General features: G+C 69.7%; 15 protein-coding genes. 9 read left to right on the top strand and 6 right to left on the bottom strand.

Annotated features, from left to right (window positions below):
* Positions 1-45: 45 nt before the first annotated feature.
* Both NKJ47_RS04400 and NKJ47_RS04405 read right to left on the bottom strand, forming a co-directional pair.
* On the bottom strand, positions 46-3,219 hold the full coding sequence (locus tag NKJ47_RS04400; protein WP_254460318.1) for a bifunctional cytochrome P450/NADPH--P450 reductase: 3,174 nt from the start codon (positions 3,217-3,219) through the stop codon (positions 46-48).
* Entirely contained in the window at positions 3,216-3,926 is a 711-nt protein-coding gene (locus tag NKJ47_RS04405) for a TetR/AcrR family transcriptional regulator (RefSeq protein ID WP_254460319.1), read from the bottom strand. Before NKJ47_RS04405 ends, NKJ47_RS04400 begins: the two co-directional genes overlap by 4 nt.
* Before the next feature lie 367 nt (positions 3,927-4,293).
* Between NKJ47_RS04405 and NKJ47_RS04410 the strand changes: the two genes are divergently transcribed.
* From NKJ47_RS04410 to NKJ47_RS04420, 3 genes are all read left to right on the top strand, one after another.
* A complete protein-coding gene (locus NKJ47_RS04410) occupies positions 4,294-4,671 on the top strand; it encodes a hypothetical protein (protein WP_254460320.1) in 378 nt (125 codons plus the stop codon).
* Positions 4,672-4,832: 161 nt separating this feature from the next.
* Entirely contained in the window at positions 4,833-5,636 is an 804-nt protein-coding gene (locus NKJ47_RS04415; protein WP_254460321.1) for a YiiX/YebB-like N1pC/P60 family cysteine hydrolase, read from the top strand.
* A gap of 135 nt (positions 5,637-5,771) precedes the next feature.
* Positions 5,772-8,036 carry a methyl-accepting chemotaxis protein gene (locus tag NKJ47_RS04420; RefSeq protein ID WP_254461335.1) on the top strand — a complete coding sequence of 755 codons (2,265 nt, stop codon included), beginning with the start codon at positions 5,772-5,774 and terminating at the stop codon, positions 8,034-8,036.
* A 553-nt stretch (positions 8,037-8,589) separates the two neighbouring features.
* Here the strand turns inward: NKJ47_RS04420 and NKJ47_RS04425 are convergent.
* The 3 genes from NKJ47_RS04425 to fabR all read right to left on the bottom strand — a co-directional run bounded on the left by NKJ47_RS04425 (position 8,590) and on the right by fabR (position 11,245).
* A complete protein-coding gene (locus tag NKJ47_RS04425; RefSeq protein ID WP_254460322.1) occupies positions 8,590-9,102 on the bottom strand; it encodes a ferritin-like domain-containing protein in 513 nt (170 codons plus the stop codon).
* 483 nt (positions 9,103-9,585) lie between these two features.
* A complete protein-coding gene (locus NKJ47_RS04430; protein WP_254460323.1) occupies positions 9,586-10,452 on the bottom strand; it encodes an SDR family oxidoreductase in 867 nt (288 codons plus the stop codon).
* Positions 10,453-10,600: 148 nt separating this feature from the next.
* On the bottom strand, positions 10,601-11,245 hold the full coding sequence (fabR, locus tag NKJ47_RS04435; RefSeq protein ID WP_254460324.1) for an HTH-type transcriptional repressor FabR: 645 nt from the start codon (positions 11,243-11,245) through the stop codon (positions 10,601-10,603).
* Positions 11,246-11,338: 93 nt separating this feature from the next.
* Between fabR and NKJ47_RS04440 the strand changes: the two genes are divergently transcribed.
* From NKJ47_RS04440 to NKJ47_RS04450, 3 genes are all read left to right on the top strand, one after another.
* Positions 11,339-12,415: a ferredoxin reductase gene (locus tag NKJ47_RS04440; RefSeq protein WP_254460325.1), complete on the top strand. Its 1,077-nt coding sequence runs from the start codon at positions 11,339-11,341 to the stop codon at positions 12,413-12,415.
* A gap of 11 nt (positions 12,416-12,426) precedes the next feature.
* The gene (locus NKJ47_RS04445; protein ID WP_254460326.1) at positions 12,427-13,551 is read left to right on the top strand and encodes a fatty acid desaturase family protein; all 1,125 of its coding nucleotides are present in this window, start codon (positions 12,427-12,429) and stop codon (positions 13,549-13,551) included.
* A 165-nt stretch (positions 13,552-13,716) separates the two neighbouring features.
* Positions 13,717-14,148 (top strand): low affinity iron permease family protein, encoded by a 432-nt coding sequence (locus NKJ47_RS04450; protein ID WP_254460327.1) that lies wholly within the window; start codon positions 13,717-13,719, stop codon positions 14,146-14,148.
* 76 nt (positions 14,149-14,224) lie between these two features.
* On the opposite strand, the gene NKJ47_RS04455 is transcribed toward NKJ47_RS04450, so the two are convergent.
* A complete protein-coding gene (locus tag NKJ47_RS04455) occupies positions 14,225-14,452 on the bottom strand; it encodes a hypothetical protein (RefSeq protein ID WP_254460328.1) in 228 nt (75 codons plus the stop codon).
* Positions 14,453-14,693: 241 nt separating this feature from the next.
* Here NKJ47_RS04455 and poxB point away from each other — a divergent pair, with 241 nt between their 5' ends.
* From poxB to NKJ47_RS04470, 3 genes are all read left to right on the top strand, one after another.
* On the top strand, positions 14,694-16,403 hold the full coding sequence (gene poxB, locus NKJ47_RS04460) for a ubiquinone-dependent pyruvate dehydrogenase (RefSeq protein ID WP_254461336.1): 1,710 nt from the start codon (positions 14,694-14,696) through the stop codon (positions 16,401-16,403).
* A 194-nt stretch (positions 16,404-16,597) separates the two neighbouring features.
* Positions 16,598-18,034, top strand: coding sequence for a sensor histidine kinase (locus NKJ47_RS04465; RefSeq protein ID WP_254460329.1), 1,437 nt, complete (start codon positions 16,598-16,600; stop codon positions 18,032-18,034).
* Positions 18,019-19,359, top strand: a complete 1,341-nt coding sequence (locus tag NKJ47_RS04470; RefSeq protein ID WP_254460330.1) for a sigma-54-dependent transcriptional regulator — start codon at positions 18,019-18,021, stop codon at positions 19,357-19,359. Before NKJ47_RS04465 ends, NKJ47_RS04470 begins: the two co-directional genes overlap by 16 nt.
* The last annotated feature ends 229 nt before the right edge of the window (positions 19,360-19,588 follow it).

A 19,588-nucleotide genomic window follows, 5' to 3' on the forward strand; every position in this document is an offset into this window, starting at 1 on the left:
GACGCGGGTCGCGCAGCGTCCCGATGCGGTCAGGCCGCCTCGCCGTCACGAGAAGATGTCCGCCACGTAGCGGCCGTGTTCGCGTTCCATCCGGTCGGCCCAGGCGTTGGCCGCGTCGGCGCTGACGCCCATGCTGTCGCGATAGATGCGCACGAAGGTGTCGCGCACCGCCGGCGCCATGTGTTCGCCGTCGCCGCAGACGTACACGGTGGCGCCTTGCTGGAACAGCGCCGACACGCGTGCGCGGTCCTGCCACATGCGGTGCTGGACATAGGCCATGCCGTCCTGCGGCGCCTGCGAGCAGGCCAGGCGCACATCGACCACGCCCATGTCCTGCCAGCGTCGCAGTTCGTCCTTGTACAGGTAGTCGACCTCGGGATGGTCGATGCCGAAAAACAACAGGGCCTCGCCGACGTCGCGGCCACCCGCCTTCTGGATCGCACGCTCCTGCAGGAAACCATGGAACGGCGCGATGCCGCTGCCGGCACAGACCAGGATGATCGGCGTGGCCGGATCGTCCGGTGGATGGAAGCTCGCCTGCGACGGCCGCACCGCGACCGACACCAGCGCGCCTGCGTCCAGGCCGGCCAGGTAGGTGGAAGCCACGCCGCGGCGGCGCCCCATGCCCGACAGCGCCGGGGCGTCGAGCACGGCGACGGTCAACGAACACTGCGCCGGGTCGCGCAGCGGCGAGGAGGAAATGGAGTATTGCCGCGCGCGCATGGCCGGCAGCGCGCCGAGGAAGGCGCCCAGTGCCAGCTCGCAGGCGGGGAAGCGTTCCAGCAGATCGAGCAGGCTGGTCTTCTTGGCCAGTACCTCGTCCGTATAGGCCGGCTCGGTGGCGAGCGTTTCCAGCGCCTCGCGTTCGGGCGGGCAGCGCGTGGCGGCCGCCAACTGCGCGACCTGCGCGCGCGTGGCCGGTTGCGCCAGTTCCACGTAGTCGGTGAGCAGTTGCGCCAGCGGGACCGGATAGCCGCTGGGCAGGGCGGAGACGGCACCCGGGCGCTGGCCGATGACGACCTGGGTGTCGCTGGCGAGACCGAAGCGCCGTAGTGCGCGCTCGACCTGCGCTGCGGGGTTGCGCGGCAGCACCGCGAGATAGTCGCCGGTGCGGTAACGCATGCCGTCGGGCAAGGCGATCTCGATGTGGCGCTTGGAGCGCGCGAACGCGGCGGACATGTCGACCAGTTCGCGATTGGCGACGATGCGTCCCTGGTCGAGTTCGGTCAGCCGCAACGCGCCGAGCCGTGCGGAGGGAACGATGTCCACCTCCAGCGTATGCGCCGTCTGTTCCAGCGACGCCTTTCCCAGCGCCTGGCCCAGCTCCGCCCACAGTTCTGCGTACCAGGCATCGAAGCCGCCGAAGAAATCGCCGCCGGCGTCGGTTTCGCCACGCGCTTTGAAGCGCGTGGCGCCCGCCGCCTCCAGCGCGGCATCGACCCGTTTCGGAATCGCCTGGTAGGTGCGCGCCCATTGCCGGTTGCCGGATCCGAACACGGCATAGCGCACGCCGGTCAGTTCGTCGGCGGCCAGGGTGTCGACCCAGTCCACAAAGCGGCGTGCGTTGTCCGGCGGCTGGCCTTCGTAGGAGGCGGTGACCACGACCACCGCGCCGTCGCGCGGCAGGCGGCCGACATGCGCGTCCAGCGGCGCGACCACCGGCGCGTACCCCTGCGTGGCCGCATCGCCGCCGATGCGCTGCGCGAACGCTTCGCACGAGCCGGCATTGCCGCCGTACAGCACCAGCAGCGGCGTGTCCGGCGCGGTGCCGGCCGGGACCGGCGTCGCCGCCGGCGCCAGGGGTTTCTGCGGCGCCGTCGGCAGCACGCTGCGCGCGCGCACGGCGACGTCGGTGCGGCGGCGCGCGCGGATGCGCAAGCCGTCCGGCTTCAGGGTCAGGGTCTCCGCGACCTTGAGTGGGTAGTCCGGATCGACCATGTCCAGGTCGAAACGTTGCAGGATCATCGTCAGCACCAGCTGCGCTTCCTGCATCGCGAACCCGCGCCCGATGCAGGCGCGCGCGCCGTTGCCGAACGGTTTCCAGGCATTGGGCGGGAGCCGTTCGGCCGCGTCGGGCGCGAAGCGCTCGGGGCGAAAGGCCTCCGGTTCGTCCCACACCGTTGGATCCCGATGCAGGGTGGGAATCAGCACGAGCAGCGTGTCCTGCGGCGTCACCGCATAGCGGCCGGCCAGCGTGGTCGCGGCGCGCGCGGCGACCGCGAACGCCGGCGCGGTCGGCCACAGCCGCAGGGTTTCCTGCAGGACCTGTTCGATGTAGCGCAGCTTGGCCAGGTCCTCGACCTGCGGCGGCTGCGTGCCCAGTGCCGCGTCCACCACCTGGCGCGCGTGCGCCATCGCCGCCGGATGGCGTAGCAGCAGATACAACGCGAACGACAACAGGCCGCTGGTCGTCTCGTGGCCGGCGATCAGCAAGGTCACCAGCTGGTAACGGATGTTCTCGTCCGAGAGGGCTTCGCCGCTCGCCTGGTCGCGTCCGTACAGCATCAGGTTGAGCAGGTCCTCGCGCGAGGCCGCGGCGGGGTCGGCCCTGCGCTCGGCGATCAAGGTCTCGGCGATGCCGCGGATCATCGCCAGGTCGGCCTCGTAGCGGCGCCGGCCGGGCGCCAGCAGGCGATTGGCCAGGTCCGGCCGACGCGCGCGCGCGCCGGCTTCGGCCAAGGCGCCCACCATCGCCGCGACGAAGGGGTGCATCTCGTTCTGGTAGAAGCTGTTGAAGCGGTAGTCGAACGCGCACAGCGCGATCGTGTCGAGGGTCAGCCGGGTCATGTTGTCGGCCACGTCGATCACCGCGTCCGGGCCGAACCGCTCCCAGCGCTGCAGCATCTGCTCGGCGATGTCCTCCATGCGCCCGAACATCGCGCGCACGCCGATCGGACCGAACGCGGGCATCAGCAGCCGGTGCGCCTTGGCCCAATTGGGTTCGTCGTTGTAGGCGGTGAACAGACCGTCGCCGCCGAGGTCGCGCAAGGCCTGCAGCGGTCTATGCAGCTTCTTCGCGAAGCGGGTTTCGTCGCACACCTCGTCTACCAGCGCCTGCCCGCTCAGCACCGTCAGCGACAGCGGGCCGCTGTGCAGGCGAAAGATCGGGCCATGCACCTTGGCCAGCCGCATCAGGCTCTGCACCGGTGCATCCGCATCGAGATGGTGGAAATTGCCGAGCAGTGGCAAAGAGCGCGGTTGCGGGATGGCCTGGGTCATGGGGTGCCTTCCTGGAGAGCATGCGGCGGGACGATCGGTGCGGGACCGATGCCGGGATGTGGGGGATGCAGCAACGTGGCGAGCACGGTCTCGACCAGCCGCGCCCGCGCCTCGCCGGCGCCGATCTCCGGGGCCAGCCGCGCCAGCATCTGCGGGAACTCCGGTGGCTGGCTCAGCATGCTGTTCAGCAGGACGAAGAACAGCGCCGGATGCGTCGCTTTCACGATGCCGGCCTGGATCCCGGCGAGGATCAGCGCATGGCCGGCGGCGTAGGCCGGGCGCAGCAACTGCTCGGTGACCACGGCGGCGCGCTCGGGGCGTTCGGACACCACCCGCGCGACGAAGTCGCGCACCGCCGGATGGGTCTCGTAGAAGGTGGCCATGAGCAGGATCGCGTCCGCCAGCCGCGCCGGCAGCGCGCGTGCGCGGTCGGCGGTCAGCTGTGCCATCGCCGCAAGCCGCGGCCGCAGGGCCTGCGCGAACTGGTCCACGCAGGCGTCCCACAGGGCGGCCTTGCTGCCGAAACGCACGCGCACCAGGTTCGGGCTCACCCCTGCGGCGGCCGCGATGGTGCGGATGTCGGCGCCGTCGAACCCGTACCGGGCAAAGGCGGCGGACGCGGCCGACAGCAGCGCCTGGCGGCCGTCGGGTTGGTCCCTGGTCGGGCGGCCGCGTGGGCGAGGGCGGTGGGGCGTGGTCGTCGTCATGCGGGCGACGATAAAAATGTCCGGCTGTACATTTACGAACCCGCACGCCGGCCTGGCGGGCTTCGTTCAGCGGGCAGCTGCGCCTGGGGGCTCCCCCGCGCTGGGTGGGATCGCGTGGCGGTGTCGCGGCCGCCAGCGCTGGTTGCGCAGGCACGGCGCCCTGTCGCGCCAGGCCCGCAGCGCTTCTGTCGCGCCAGGTAGACGAACGCGGCCATGCGCGGCGATGTCAGCCGTGCTGGCAGACACCGGCGCGGCAGCGTCGATACCGTGATGCATGGCCCGAACGACCCGACAGGCTCCACCCCCGCCGGCGCAGAGATGGTGGCAAGGACTCTCGTTCAAACGCACCGCCGCCGAGGTGTCGGCGGTGCTGGTGGTGATCGGCGCGACCTACGGCTTCGTGCAGTACGTGGAGGTCAAGCCGCTGCAGCGGCAGTTGGCCGAGGCCAAGGCTGCGGCCTGCAAGCGGGAGGCGGCTGCGTCCCCGGCGCTCATGACGTTGCTGCAGGGCGAAAGCCGCGCGCTCTGGGACGGTGCCTTGACCGTGTCCAATCTGACCCGCGCTACCGACGGCGCCACTGCGCATCTGCGTGCGACGCCGCGTGGCGGCGCCGCGGTCGACAAAGCCGGGCTCGCGCCTGGCGACAGCCTAGTGGTGCGCGCGGCCGGCAACCGCAGCTACGTGATCTATCTGAATCGAAACTCGGCCGGGATGATCGAACTGACGGTCGTGCGGCGGCCATGACCGCGTGGTGTCGGTAACGGCCGCGGCACTGCGGACGCGGCGCCAGTCCGTCGGCCCGTACGGTTGCGGCCGGCCTGGCCGGCTCAAGAATTTCCAGGCATGGCCGCCATTGCCGATAGCGAAGCCGTTTCGCCGAAGCGGCCGTCCCTCGGGGAACGCGCATGCTGTCCTTGCCACGCCTGCTGGGCCGCCATCTGGCCAAGTTCCTGTCCACGCCGCGCCGCCACGGCTCGCAGCTGCCGACCAGTCCGCCGCAACTGCTGCACGCCACCCTGCGCAAGGGCGATGTGCTGCTGGTGGAGGGCAACAGCCGCTTCTCCACCGCCATCAAGTATCTGAGCCAGTCCACCTGGTCGCACGCGGCGCTGTACATCGGCGACCACGTGGCCGCATCTCCGGGCGAGGAAGCGCCGCTGTTCTGCGATGCCGATATCAATGTCGGTGTGCGCTTGGTTGGACTGAGCGAGTTCGCCGGCCTGCACACGCGCATCTGCCGCCCGGTCGGGTTGAGCGCGCAGGAGATCGAGACCGTGGTGGATTACATGGTCGCGCGGGTCGGCAACAGCTACGACCTGAAGAACATCTTCGATCTGGCGCGCTACCTGATCCGCACGCCGCCGCTGCCGTCGTCGGTGAAGCGCCGTTTCCTGGAGTTGGGCAGTGGCGAACCGACCCGGGCGATCTGTTCGACCCTGCTCGCGCAGGCCTTCGGTGCGATCCGCTATCCGATCCTGCCGGAGATCGACCGGACGTCGCCGGTCGGGGCCGACGCCGCGGAGGATGCGGAGATCCTGCATCCGCGCCATCACAGCCTGACGTTGCCGCGCGACTTCGATGTCTCGCCGTACTTCAACGTGGTCAAGCCGCGGCTGCAGCAGGGCTTCGATTTCCATCGCCTGGTATGGGAGCCGCAAGCCGCTGGCGCGTCGCCCGCCAGCGCGCCGATGGATGCCGCATTGGTCTGACCACAACCGCCTCGCGTCTGGAACTGTGGTGTGCGTTTCATTCAGCGCCCCTCTCGCGGTTCAAGTTCGCGCGCGCGCTGGCCGATAGATGGTTCCGTTTCTCTGCCTTCCTACGCCATGAACCCCATCCAATTCCTGCGCCGTCGTATCGCCAATCTGCCCATGGCACGCAAGTTCGTCGTGCTGTGTGTGTTGATCGCCATGGGTGTGATCTTGCTGGCGGTCGCCGCCGCGCGCCTGCAGTATCTGGACCTGATCGCCGCGCGCAAGCAGACAGTGAAGACCCAGGTCGACATGGGCCTGAGCGTGATGCAGCACTACGCCGACCTGGCCAAGCGCGGCGAGATGACCGAGGCGCAAGCGCAGGCGGCGGCCAAGGGCGCGCTCGCCGACATGAAGACCAATGGCGGCGTTGACTACTTTTTCATCGTCGACCCGCAGATGCGCATCGTCATGCATCCCAAGCGCAAGGTCGGCACCGACATGAGCAGCTACAAGAGCGATGCCGGCGAGTACGTCTACCGCGACATCCAGGCCGCGGTGCGCAGCGGCGACGGCTTCAGCTACTACACCGGCCCCAAACCCGGAAAGAAAGAGCAATTGCCGAAGATCAGCTACGGTGCGCTGTACCCGCAATGGAACTGGGTGCTGGTGATGGGCGTGTACGCCGAGGACATCCAGGCCGAGGCGTTGGGCTTCACCAAGGTCCTCGCGATGATCGGCGCGGCGCTGGTTGTGCTGGTGGTCGGCCTGTGCTGGCTGATCGCCGGCGCCATCGTCGTGCCGCTGCGCGGCGCCACGCGGACCGCCGAGGCGATCGCCTCCGGTCGCTTCGACAATCCGATCAAGGTGGAGTCGCGCGACGAGACCGGGCAGCTGATGGCCAGCATGCAGCAGATGCAGACCCAGCTGCAGCGCTTCAACGGCGAGATGCAGACCCTGGTGCGGCTGCAGCAGGGCGAGGACATCAGCCACCGCATGCCGGAGGACTTCCCGGGCGACTACGGCACGCTGGCGCATGGCATGAACATGGCGCTGTTCGAGCATCTGGACGCGATCGTCGAGGCGATGGCGATCATGGACGAGTACGGCCGCGGCGACCTGCGCCGCGACATGCGCCGGCTGCCCGGGCAGCGCGCCGCGCTGCACGAGGCGCTGGACGTGGTCAAGGCCAACCTGTCGGCAGTCAACAGCGACATCGCGCGCCTGGCCGATGCGGCCGCGCGCGGCGACTTCAGCGCGCGCGGCGACGAGGCGCGCTACCAGTTCGCGTTCAAGGAAATGGTGGAAGCGCTGAACCGGCTGATGCGCCAGGCCGACAGCGGCCTGGCCGACGTCGGCCGGATCATGGGCGCGATCGCCGATGGCGATCTGTCGCAGCGCGTGGACGTGCGCTACGAAGGCGCGTTCGGCAAGCTCGCCGACGCCGCCAACCGCACCGCCGAGCAATTGACCGGCATCGTGCAGGGCATCCAGCGCGCGGTCGGCTCGATCAACACCGCCGCCAGCGAGATCGCCAGCGGCAACAGCGACCTGTCGGTGCGCACCGAGCAGCAGGCCGCCAGCCTGGAAGAGACCGCCGCCTCGATGGAGGAACTGACCTCCACGGTCAAGCAGAACGCCGACAGCGCGCGCCAGGCCAACCAGCTGGTGCTGAGCACCGGCGAGGTGGCCGAGCACGGCGGCCGCGCGGTCGAGGAGGTGGTGGCGACCATGGCCTCGATCAGCGCCGCGTCGGCGCGCATCGCCGACATCATCGGCGTGATCGACGGCATCGCGTTCCAGACCAACATCCTGGCGCTCAACGCCGCGGTGGAAGCGGCGCGTGCCGGCGAACAGGGCCGCGGCTTCGCGGTGGTGGCCTCGGAAGTGCGCTCGCTGGCGCAGCGCTCGGCGGCCGCGGCCAAGGAGATCAAGACCCTGATCTCCGACTCGGTGCAGGAAGTGGAGCAGGGCTCGACCCTGGTCGGCCGTGCCGGGACCACCATGGCCGACGTGGTGGCCTCGGTGAAGCGGGTCACCGACATCATGGCCGAGATCTCCGCGGCCAGCGCCGAACAGAGCGCGGGCATCGACCAGGTCAGCAAGACGGTGATGCAGCTGGACGAGAGCACCCAGCAGAATGCGGCGCTGGTGGAAGAGGCCAGCGCGGCGGCCAAGAGCATGGAAGACCAGGCGGCGGAGCTGGCGCGCGCGGTGGCGGTGTTCCGCCTCGCCGGCGTTGCCGTCGTCAGCGCGGCACCGGCGCGTGCGGCAAAGCCGCAGCCGGCCAGGCCGGCGGTGCGTACCGTCGTTGCCGCCGCCAAGCCCAAGCCGACGGCGCCCGTGCGGCAACCGGCGGCCAAGCCGCGCCCTCTCCAGGGCGTGCCGGCGGACAGCGCGGAGTGGGAAGAGTTTTGACCCCGCGCGGCGTGGCGGCGTCCGTCGCCACGCCGTGACCGGCATGGCGATGGGAGCGACGTCGGCGCACCCCTAGTTACGATGGAGACGTGCTTTGTAGGAGCGGCTTCAGTCGCGACGGGCGTTTCGGGAACGCTTCGTCGCGGCTGAAGCCGCTCCTACAGTCGCTTGAAGCTGCGTTTCACGCTCGGCAGCGTGCAGTAGCCGACACCGCCGCTGATGCAGGCACACGCACCGCCGCTGATGCAGGCACACGCACCGCCGCCGTCGTAGGAGCGGCTTCAGCCGCGACCGGGCCTTCCCACGACGGCTTGTCGCGGCTGAAGCCGTTCCTGCGGGAATCGGCCTCGTGTTCCTGATGGGTTGTATCCGCCCAGCTTCGTCATCTGCTCTTTTCCCGGTGCTGCCTATGGTCGCAGTGACGGGACGTCGCCATCGTGGCGTGTGGCGGAGCGTCGACTCCATGCCGACACGCGTGCATAGGGAGTCTCCGGTCGATGATGGGGCGTCGCTGCGCGGGAATGCGCGCATGGGAGACGGCGGACGGCGGCGCTCAGTGCTTGGCGGTCTCGCCTTCGGTGCGCTCGCGCTTGAGGAAGGACAGGATCGTAGCTTCCTGGTGTTCGATCAGCCATTCGGCCATGGCGATTTCCTGGTCGAGGATGGCGGCGCAGATATCGGCGATCTCGGTCTGCCCGGCTTCCTTGGCGGCGATGACCAGCGCGCGATAGCTGGCGATCTCCACGTGCTCGAAGGCATAGCTCACGCCCAGGCTCTTGATCACTTCGTCGCTCATCATCGCGTTGCCGGCGGCGTGCACCGACGCCATCACGCTGGCCACCGTGCCCTTGATCGTCGGGATCGAGCCGTCCAGGATCTCGATGCAGCGCTTGACCTTTTCGGACTGATCACGGGTTTCGTTGACATGCTGCTCGATGCGCGCCTTCAGTTGTGGGTAGTGCTCCAGGCGGGCAGCCGTTGCGGTGAGCATGGTGTTGGCTTCCTGCTCCATCGCGTAGGCGTCCTGCAGCCACTTCAACAAGCGTTCGGTGTTGCTTCGGGTCATGGATATCGCTCCAGATGTTGTGGCGACGCGCGGTGCACCGCGTCGCGCGTCCCTGTGTTTTTCCCCTGTACGACCACGCTAGACCTGCCGCCGTTAGAGCGGTTGCAGCGCAGGGTGAATGCCATGCGAGATGCGGCGTGAGGGAACGTGCACAGGATCAGAGGCGGACATGCATTGCGCTTGCGGATGAACGTCCTGGCGACGTCACCGCGCTTCTAAGCGGGATTGGGTGGCCGCCAGTGGGCGCAGTCGGGACTGAAGTCCCTCGCACAGAGATGCTTTCCGTAGAGACGCTTTGCGTGGTGGCCCGAGGTAAAGGTCGGTCCTGTTGTGGGAGGGACTTCAGTCCCGACGCGCTGCAGTCGGATTCGCCGGACTGCACCGCGTCGCCGTCGACTGCGCGAAGGCGACACGGTGCCAACGCGCTAGTGGTGTGCAAACACCGCGCGCTTCAGGGCTACGGGGATCCCCGTAGCCCCGTTTTCAAAGCGTCACTGCTCCGCCCGAAATCGTCAGCAAGGTGCCCGAGGTGTAGCTCGAGGTGTCCGCGGCCAGCAGCACATAGGCCGAGGCCAGTTCCGCCGGTTGCCCGGGGCGGCCGAACGGCGTCTGCTCGCCGAAGGTCCGCACCGACTCCTCGTCCATGCCGGCGGGAATGAAGGGCGTCCAGATCGGCCCCGGCAGCACCGCGTTGACCCGGACCTTCTTCTCGGCGAGCAGGCCAGCCAGGCCGATGGTCAGGTTGGCCAGCGCGCCCTTGGTCGCCGAGTAGGGCAGGATGTTGGGCGTGGGCTTCTTCGAATTCACCGAGGCGGTGTTGATGATCGAACCGCCTTCGGGCATGTGCGGCAGCGCCAGCCGCACCAGGTGGAACGGCGCGTGCACGTTGGTGGCGAAGGTCTTTTCCCACTCGTCGAGGGTGATCTCGTCGAAACTGTGGAAATAGCGCTGGTAGGCGGCATTGTTGACCAGCACGTCGAGGCCGCCGAAGGCCTCGGCCACGGTCTTGATCAAGGTCTCGGCCTGCGCGCGGTCGCTGATATCGCAAGGATGCAGCAGCGCGCGCGCACCGGCGTCCTCGACCAGCTTGCCGATGCGTTCGGCATCGTCCTGCTCGTCGGGCAGGTAGGCGATGGCGACGTCGGCGCCTTCGCGCGCATAGGCGATCGCCACCGCCGCGCCGATGCCGCTGTCGCCGCCGGTGATCAGGGTGCGCTTGCCCTGCAACAGGCCGTGGCCGACATAGCTGTCTTCGCCGTGATCCGGTTTCGGATCCATGGCATCGGTCTTGCCGGGGAAGGACTGCTGCTGCGCCTTGAACGGCGGCGAGGGATAGTTCGGAACGGCCATGTGCGTACCTCGTTGGGGGAGTGTCCAACGAGGGTGGGCAGGTGCAGGTAAAGCCGGGGCCAAGGCCATGTCGGCGGCATGTCACGACGCCGGCGCAGGCCCGCGCTGGGCGGCGTTGTGCGGCGGCAGGCGCTGTCGCGCCGCGCACTCAGCTCGCGGCGAGCGTGCGCGAACCGACGATGATCATGCGCAGCATCGCGGTGATCTGCCGGATCAGTTCTGGGTCCTTTTCCGGCGGCAGGTCCATCGCGGTGGCGCCCATCGCGAACACCAGTCGGGTGATCGCCTTGGACACCAGCGCCGGCTCGTGCAGCGGCGCGCCTTCCAGCGCGGCCAGGCGGATCAGGTCCACCCGCAGTTCGTCCTCGAAATAGTTCAGCTCGCGGTCCACCGCGTGCTTGAACGCGTCCGAGCCGACCGTGCCCTCGCGTAACAGGACGTGCAGCAACTTGTCGTCGGCGCGCAACTGTTCCATGAAAGTCTCCACGGAACTGAGGATGATGCTGCGGCGGTTGCCGGCGGCGCGCTGCCGGGCCTGGCCGATGATGGTGCGCAGCGAGCTGCCGGCCAGATCGATCAGCGCCACTGCCAGCTCGTCCATGTCGCGGAACTGGCGATAGAAGCTGTTGGGGGCGATGCCGGCCTCGCGGGTGACCTCGCGCAGGCTCAGCGTGGACACGCTGCGGTGCGGCCCGATCAGCTTCAGCGCCGCCGCTAGCAGGTCTTCGCGCGAGATCGCGCCTTTGCGGGCAGCGGGCGTGTCCGCGGACGGGGAAGGGGAGAGCGACGTCATGGGCAGACCGGGCCGGGCAATGGCGGATGATACCGCCTCCGCGGAATGCACAACTGTATAGACATTTGTATCTGCGCCTGTATAGTGGACCCCATGAACGCTGCCCGCCGTCCCGCCAAGCTTCGCCCCGCTACCCGCGCCTTACGCGCCTGGGTCAAGCCGGACGTGTTCGATTTCTGGTCCACCCGCCTGCATCCGCTGTGGACCTGGCAGCGCCCGCGCGCGCGCCTGGTGCAGCGCGAGGCCGCCAGCCGCGACGCGGTGACCCTGGTGCTGCAGCCCAACCGCCACTGGCGCGGGCTGCGCGCCGGCCAGCACGTGGAACTGGGCGTGGAGATCGACGGCCGCCGCCTGCTGCGCAGCTACAGCCCCACGCCGTTGCCGGGCGGGCGCCTGGCGATCACGGTCAAGACCGTCGACGGCGGCCGGGTCAGCCAGTACCTGGCCGGCGCCGCGCGTATCGGCGAAGTGTTCGAACTCGGCCAGGCCTATGGCGAGATGGTGCTGCCGACCGCGCCGCACGGCCGCTGGCTGTTGCTGGCCGCCGGCAGCGGCATCACCCCGATGCGCGCCTTGCTGCGGCAACTGGCCGATGCCGGCATGCCGGCCGACGTCGACCTGCTGTACTGGGCGCGGCGCCACGACCAGGTCTGCTTCCGCGAGGAACTGCAGGCGTTGGCCGCGGCGCATCCGCGCTTCCGCCTGCAGTTGGCCATCACCGGCGAAGGCGAAACGCCGGCGCCGCGCGTGGACACGCTGCCGCTGGAATCCCTGGGCAATCTGGAGCAGGCGCAGGTGCTGGCCTGCGGCCCGGGTGGCTTCGTGCAGTCCGCGCGTGCGCGCCTGCAGCATCGCGTGGCGCGCTTCCAGGCCGAAGCGTTCAGCGCGCCGCCGGCCCCGGCCGATGTCGAGCAGGGCACCGTGGCGGTGACCCTGGCGCGCAGCGGCCGCGTGCTGCAACTGCCGCGCGGCCAGTCGCTGCTCACCGCATTGGAAGCCGAAGGCCTGCGGCCCAAGCACGGCTGCCGCATGGGCATCTGCAACAGCTGCGCCTGCGGCAAACAGGCCGGCGTCACCCGCGATCTGCTCAGCGGCGCCCACGCCGCCGAACCCGGTTCGCTGAAGCTGTGCGTCAACAGCGCCAGCAGCGACCTGACCCTGGACCTCTGAAGGATTTCCCCATGGCGCTCCCCCGCAACCGCGCACTCACCCCGGCCGAACTGCAGGCCTTCGGCGACGAGCTGGATGCGCTGCGCACGCGCACGCTCGCCGACCTCGGCGCGCGCGATGCGCGCTACATCCGCCGCATCGTCGCCGCGGTGCGCTACACCGGCGTGGCCGGCCGCGCGCTGCTGTTCCTGGGCGCCTTCGTGCACAGCGTGCTGGTGCCGGCGTGGATCGCCGGCGTGCTGCTGCTGACCCTGTCCAAGATCCTGGAGAACATGGAGCTGGGCCACAACGTGATGCACGGCCAGTACGACTGGATGGGCGATGCGCACCTGAACGGTAACACCTACGAGTGGGACATCGTCGCCACCGGCGACAACTGGCGCAAGACGCACAACTTCAAGCACCACACCTACACCAACGTGCGCGGCTTGGACGACGACATCGGCTACGGCCTGCTGCGCATCTTCCCCGAGCAGCGCTGGCGCCCGTTCTACCTGGCGCAGCCGTTCATCGCGGTGGTGTTCGCGCTGCTGTTCGAATGGGGCGTGGCGATCCAGGACCTGCGCCTGGGCCGCTGGCTGGCCGGCAAGATGAAGCGCGGCGAATTGAAGCGGTCGTTCCTGCCGGTCGGGCGCAAGATGGGCCGGCAGATCTTCAAGGACTACATCCTGTTTCCGGCACTGGCCGGGCCGTTCTTCCTGCCGGTGCTGCTCGGCAACCTGACCGCCAACGTGCTGCGCAGCATCTGGACCTTCGTGATCATCTTCTGCGGTCACTTCACCGCCGATGCCGAGACCTTCCCCAAGGACTCGATCAAGAACGAGTCGCGCGGGCACTGGTACCTGCGGCAACTGCGCGGTTCGTCCAACCTGGCCGGCGGCAAGCTGCTGAACGTGCTGTCGGGCAACCTGAGCCACCAGATCGAGCACCACTTCTTCCCGGACGTGCCGGCCAACCGCTACGCGGGGCTGGCGGTGCAGGTGCGCGAGATCTGCGCGCGCTACGGCCAGCACTACAACACCGGCTCGCTGCCCAAGCAGTTCGGCCAGGTGGTGTGGCGGATCCTGCGCCACGCCTTCCCGAGCCGGCCGCGCCCGGTGCGCGCGCTGCAGGCGGCGACGCAGCAGGCCGGCTGAGCACTGCACGCAGGAACGCACAAAGGCGGGGGCGACCCCGCCTTTTTCGTTGGCTCGGCGTCGGCGCCATATGCACGCCTCGCTCACGGGAGGCTGTCGATCATCCTTAGCCGCCTGCGGATGCTGGCGGCGGTGCAGGCGTCTCCCGTTGCGCGAGGGCCTGCGATGAAACCTGCCAAGCTGTTCAATGTCGTCGCCAAGAAGGCGTCCTATGCCGCCGGCACGCCATGGACGTTCTGCATCGCCGTGGCGATCGTGCTGATCTGGGGCCTCAGCGGGCCGGTGTTCGGCTTCAACGACACCTGGCAACTGGTCATCAACACCGGTACCACCATCATCACCTTCCTGATGGTGTTCCTGATCCAGCACACCCAGAACGCCGACACCGCGGCGATGCAGATCAAGCTCGACGAGCTGATCCGGGTCAGTGCCAAGGCCAACAACGAGCTGCTGGATCTGGAAGAGCTGGACGAGAAGCGGCTGGAAGAGATCCGCCGGCAGTACGAAGAGTTGGCGAGCAAGGCCGCCGATGCGTTGCGCGCGCGCAACGCCCGAGATGGCGATCGCCGCGAGTCGCACGATCGCCCCAAAGGTTGACCGCTAGCGCGCGGATGCCGATGCGGGGAGCGGCGCGCCGGCGAAGAGCGCGGCACGCCGCTGCGCATTGCCGGGATCAGGCCGGGACGGCGCCGTCCGGATCGTCCGTGGTGGCGGTCGTCGACGCGCGCCCGGTGGCCTGCAGGGTGTCGCCATGCGGCGGCGTGGCGCGGCCGTTGTCGGGTTCGGCAGGCGGCATCGACGAGACGGTGTCGGAGAGCGGGGATTGGCTCCGACGGCGATAGGCGCGGATGGCGGCGAAGGCCGTGCCGGCCAGCGCCAGTTTCCAGAGTAGACCAGACATTGCGAGATTCCAGTGCGGAAGGAGCCGCCAGCGTCGGCCAGCGCGGGTGGCGCAGGCGTGCACGTCGCGTGCGTGCGGCGTGGTGCCGCCGGCGGGATGCGTTGCAACGCCAACCGCACCAGGCGCTGAACGAAGGCGAGGTACGTGCCTGCATGCGCCAGCGGCGCCACGCGTCGGTAACGCGCGCGGTGCGACCATGCCGCTCCCCACCCGGAGATAAGCGCGTATGTCCAAGCAGACCATGGCCCGCCTGCTCGCCGAAACCCTGCACAGCGCGGGCGTGGAGCGGATCTGGGGCGTCACCGGCGACAGCCTCAACGGCCTGACCGACGCGCTGCGGCAGATGGACAGCATCGAATGGATGCACGTGCGCCACGAGGAAGTGGCGGCCTTCGCCGCCGGCGCCGAAGCCGCGGTCAGCGGCAAGCTGGCGGTGTGCGCCGGCAGCTGCGGGCCGGGCAACCTGCACCTGATCAACGGGCTGTTCGATTGCCACCGCAGCCACCAGCCGGTGCTGGCCATCGCCGCGCATATCCCGTCCTCGGAGATCGGCCTGAGCTATTTCCAGGAGACGCATCCGCAGGAACTGTTCCGCGAGTGCAGCCACTACGTCGAACTGGTGACCAATCCGGCGCAGATGCCGGAGGTGCTGCAACGGGCGATGCGCACGGCGATCCTGCGCCGCGGCGTCGCCGTGGTGGTGATCCCCGGCGACGTCGCGCTGCAGGAGATGCCCAAGGGCACGCCGACGGCCTGGCCGGCGCTGGCTGCGCCGCGCATCCTGCCGGCCGACGCCGACGTGGCCACGCTGGCCGACCTGCTGCAGGCGAGCAAGGCCACCACCTTGCTGTGCGGCAGCGGCTGCGCCGGCGCGCACGACGAGGTGGTGGCGCTGGCCGATGCGCTCGGCGCGCCGATCGTGCACGCGCTGCGCGGCAAGGAACACGTGGAGTGGGACAACCCCTTCGATGTCGGCATGACCGGCCTGATCGGCTTCAGTTCCGGCTACCAGGCCATGCTCAACTGCGACACCTTGCTGATGCTCGGCACCGACTTCCCGTACCGGCAGTTCTATCCCAAGGACGCCACCATCGTGCAGGTGGACAACGACCCGGCCGCGCTGGGGCGGCGCACCCCGCTGCAGCTGGGCATCGCCGCCGACGTGCGCGAAACCATCGCCGCGCTGCTGCCGCGGTTGCAGCGGCGCGAGGACCGCGGCTTCCTGGAGAAGTCGCTGGCCCACTACCGCAAGGCGCGCGAGGGCCTGGACGACCTGGCGGTGGCCTCGGCGCCCGGCGAGCCGCTGCATCCGCAGTTCGTCACCCGCATGGTCGATGCGCTGGCCGACGCCGATGCGATCTTCACCTGCGACGTCGGCACGCCGACGGTGTGGGCGGCGCGCTACCTGACCATGAACGGCCAGCGCCGCCTGCTCGGGTCGTTCAACCACGGCTCGATGGCCAATGCGATGCCGCAGGCGCTGGGCGCGCAGGCGCAGTTCCCGCGCCGGCAGGTGATCTCGCTGTCCGGCGATGGCGGCTTCACCATGCTGATGGGCGATTTCATCACCCTGGCGCAACTGGGCCTGCCGGTGAAGGTGGTGGTCTACAACAACGGCTCGCTGGGCTTCGTGGCGATGGAGATGAAGTCGGCCGGTTACCTGGACACCGGCACCGATCTGAACAATCCGGACTTCGCGGCGATGAGCAATGCCATGGGCATCCTGGGCCTGCGCGTGGACGAATCGGCGCAACTGGAGCTGGCGTTGCGCGAAGCGTTCGCGCATCCCGGCCCGGCGCTGGTGGACGTGCGCGTGGCCAGCCAGGAGCTGGCGATCCCGCCGGCGGTCAAGCTGGAGCAGGCCAAGGGCCTGGGCCTGTACCTGCTGCGCGCGGTGATGAGCGGGCGCGGCGACGAGGTGCTGGAACTGGTCAAGACCAACCTGCGCTGAGCGCGGCCAGCGACACCGCGGCGCCGCCGGGCATCCGCATGGGCGGCTCGTACACTGCGGTTGCCGCGCGCCGTCCGAATTCCCTGGCATCTGCGCGCGCCGTTTCGCCAGTCACGCCGAGTCGCGACACCTCGGCGTCCCGGTTACGATCGCCGCGGTTCGCTCCGCCTCTTCCGTCGCGCCCAAGGTAGGCCATGCCCCGTTCGCTGTTGCGGCAACTGCTGCTGATCTGGATCGTGATCGTCGCCGCCTGCGTGGGCATGGCGGTGGTGCTGGTCGGGCTGTACCGGCACAGCGAGGGCGTGCGCAGCGAGCGCGCGCAGACCGGGCTGCGCGAGGTGTGCACGCGCATGGTGCAGCGCTACAACGGCGCCAGCGCCGCGGCCCACGGCAGCGACGGCACCGGCCTGGCCGCGGTGGTGTCGCAGTTGGTGCTGGCCGACGCCGCCGGCGTGGAAGGCGGCTTCTGGGACCGCCAGCGCGGCTTCGTCGCCTACGCCTATCCGACCTACGACGGCAGCGAGCACAAGACCGACGTGCCCTCGGCCGAGCGCAACGTCATCGTCGCCACCGCGCAGCGCGGGGTGGAGGCGCAGCATCCGGTGGACTATCGCCGTGACGGCCAGCGCGAGAGCCTGCTGATCGCGGCCTGCCCGCTGGACCGCACCGCCGCGGCCTGGGCCATGACCCGGGTCGCTTCCAGCGACGCCGCGGCCAGCCTGCCGCTGGCGCTGGGCCTGGCGCTGATCCTGGCGCTGGTGGTGGTCTCGGCGCTGGCGCTGGGGTGGGTGGTGCGGCGCTGGAGCCAGCGCCTGCAGGGCATCCAGCAGGCCCTGGCGACGCCGGCCGAGGTGCCGCAGATCCCGCGCACCGGCGCGCCGGAACTGGACCGGCTCGGCGCCGCGGTCACCGACTACGCGCAGCGCAGCGCGCAGGCGCTGGCCGAAACCCGCCGGCTCGGCGAGGAACTGTCGCGGCACGAACGCCTGGCCGCGCTCGGGCGCATGACCGCGACCGTGGCGCACGAGATCCGCAACCCGATCGCGACCCTGCGCCTGGCGCTGGAAAACCAGATCGCCGCGCGCGCGGACGGTGTCGACGATGCCCAGGCGCAGCTGATGCTGGCGCAGATCCAGCGCCTGGACGGGGTGGTGGAAAGCCTGCTCGGCATGGTCCAGCCGATCCGCCTGCACCGGCAGACGGTGGACCTGCAGCCATGGCTGCAGGCACTGCTGGACCCGGCCGACTGGGACGGGCAGACGCCGCCGATCGCGCTGCGCCTGCAGGCGGCGCCGGCGCAATGGATGCTGGATCCGCAGCAGGCCGCGCGCGCCCTGCACAACCTGCTGCGCAACGCCCTGCAGCACGCCACGCCCGGCACCGAGGTGACCCTGGCGGCGCAGGCCGAGGACGACCTGCTGCGCCTGCGCGTGCGCAACCAGGGCGCGCCGGTGCCGGCCCCGGTGGCCGCGCATCTGTTCGAGCCGTTCGCCAGCGGCCGCAGCGACGGTAACGGCCTGGGCCTGGCGCTGGTGCGCGAGATCGCCCGCGCCCATGGCGGCGAGGCGCACTACACGCATCGCGACGGCATCACCGAGTTCAGCCTGGAGCTGCCATGGCGCGCATCCTGATCATCGACGACGACCTGGCGTTCCTGAGTACCTTGCAGGCCACGCTGCGCTCGTTCGGCCACGAGGCGATCGCCATGGCCGACCCGCGCCAGGGCCTGGCGCGCCTGCGCGAGGGCGGCATCGACCTGGCCTTCGTCGACTTCCGCATGCCCGGCATGGACGGCATCGCGCTGATGCGCGCGCGCCAGGACGACGCGCAGGCGATGCGCGTGCCGTTGGTGATGCTCACCGCGCATGCCTCCAGCGGCAACACCATCGAGGCGATGAAGCTCGGCGCCTTCGATCACCTGGTCAAGCCGGTGGGCCGCGCCGACATCGCCGAGGTGGTCGAGCGCGCACTGCGCAGCCGCGGCGACGCCGCGCCGGAGGCCGCACCGGCGATGCCGGCCGAGGAGGACGACGCGCTGCTCGGCCACAGCGCGGCGATGCGCACCGTGCACAAGCGCATCGGCCTGGCCGCCGCTTCCGACCTGCCGGTGCTGATCACCGGCGAGACCGGCACCGGCAAGGAACTGGCGGCGCGTGCGCTGCACCGCGCCAGCGCCCGCGCCACGCAGCCGTTCGTGGCGATCAATTGCGCCGCGATCCCCGCCGAGCTGATGGAGAGCGAACTGTTCGGCTACCGCAAGGGCGCGTTCTCCGGCGCTGTGGCCGATCGCAACGGCCTGATCCGCGACGCCGACGGCGGCACCCTGTTCCTCGACGAGATCGGCGACATGCCCTTGCCGATGCAGGCCAAGCTGCTGCGCTTCCTGCAGGAAGGCGAGGTCTCGCCGCTGGGCGGGCGCGGGGCGCAGAAGGTGGACGTGCGGGTGATCGCCGCCACGCACCGCGACCTGCTGCAGGCGGTGGACGCCGGGCGCTTCCGCAGCGACTTGCGCTACCGGCTCAACGTGGTGCCGATCGAACTGCCGCCGCTGCGCGAGCGCGGCGACGACATCCTGTTGCTCGCCCAGCATTTCCTCGAGGCCGGCGCCAGCGCGCCGCAGACGCTGTCGGCGGGCGCGCAGGCGCGCCTGCGCGCCTATGCCTGGCCGGGCAACGTGCGCGAGCTGCGCAATGCCATGCAACGCTGCCAGGTGCTGGTGCGTGCGCCGGTGATCGAGGCGCAGGACCTGGACGAATTGCTGGCGTCGCCGCCGGCCGAGACGCCCACGGCGCTGGACACCGACGCGTTGACCCTGCCGCAGGCGATCGCGCAACTGGAACGGCAGATGATCCAGGCGGCGCTGTCGCAGGCCCACGGCAACCGCGCCGAGGCCGCACGCCGGCTCGGCATCCATCGCCAGCTGCTGTACCGCAAGCTCGACGAGTACGGGCTGTAGGCGGCGCGTTGGCGCGCCGCCGGGGGTGGGGATTGGGGATTGGGGATTCGTCAAAGCGGGTGTCGCGGCCTGATGGCAGGCGCTTTTACGAATCCCCAATCCCAAATCCCCAATCCCTTTCCATCCACACCTGTCCGCAAAGCGGACAGGTGTGGATGGAAAGGAGACATCACCGAAGCCAGGTCGGCGCAAGATAGATTTAAAAATCAATGACTTAAAATTTGGCACG

It is taken from the genome of Xanthomonas sacchari (genome assembly GCF_024266585.1).
Classification (GTDB): domain Bacteria; phylum Pseudomonadota; class Gammaproteobacteria; order Xanthomonadales; family Xanthomonadaceae; genus Xanthomonas_A; species Xanthomonas_A sacchari_C.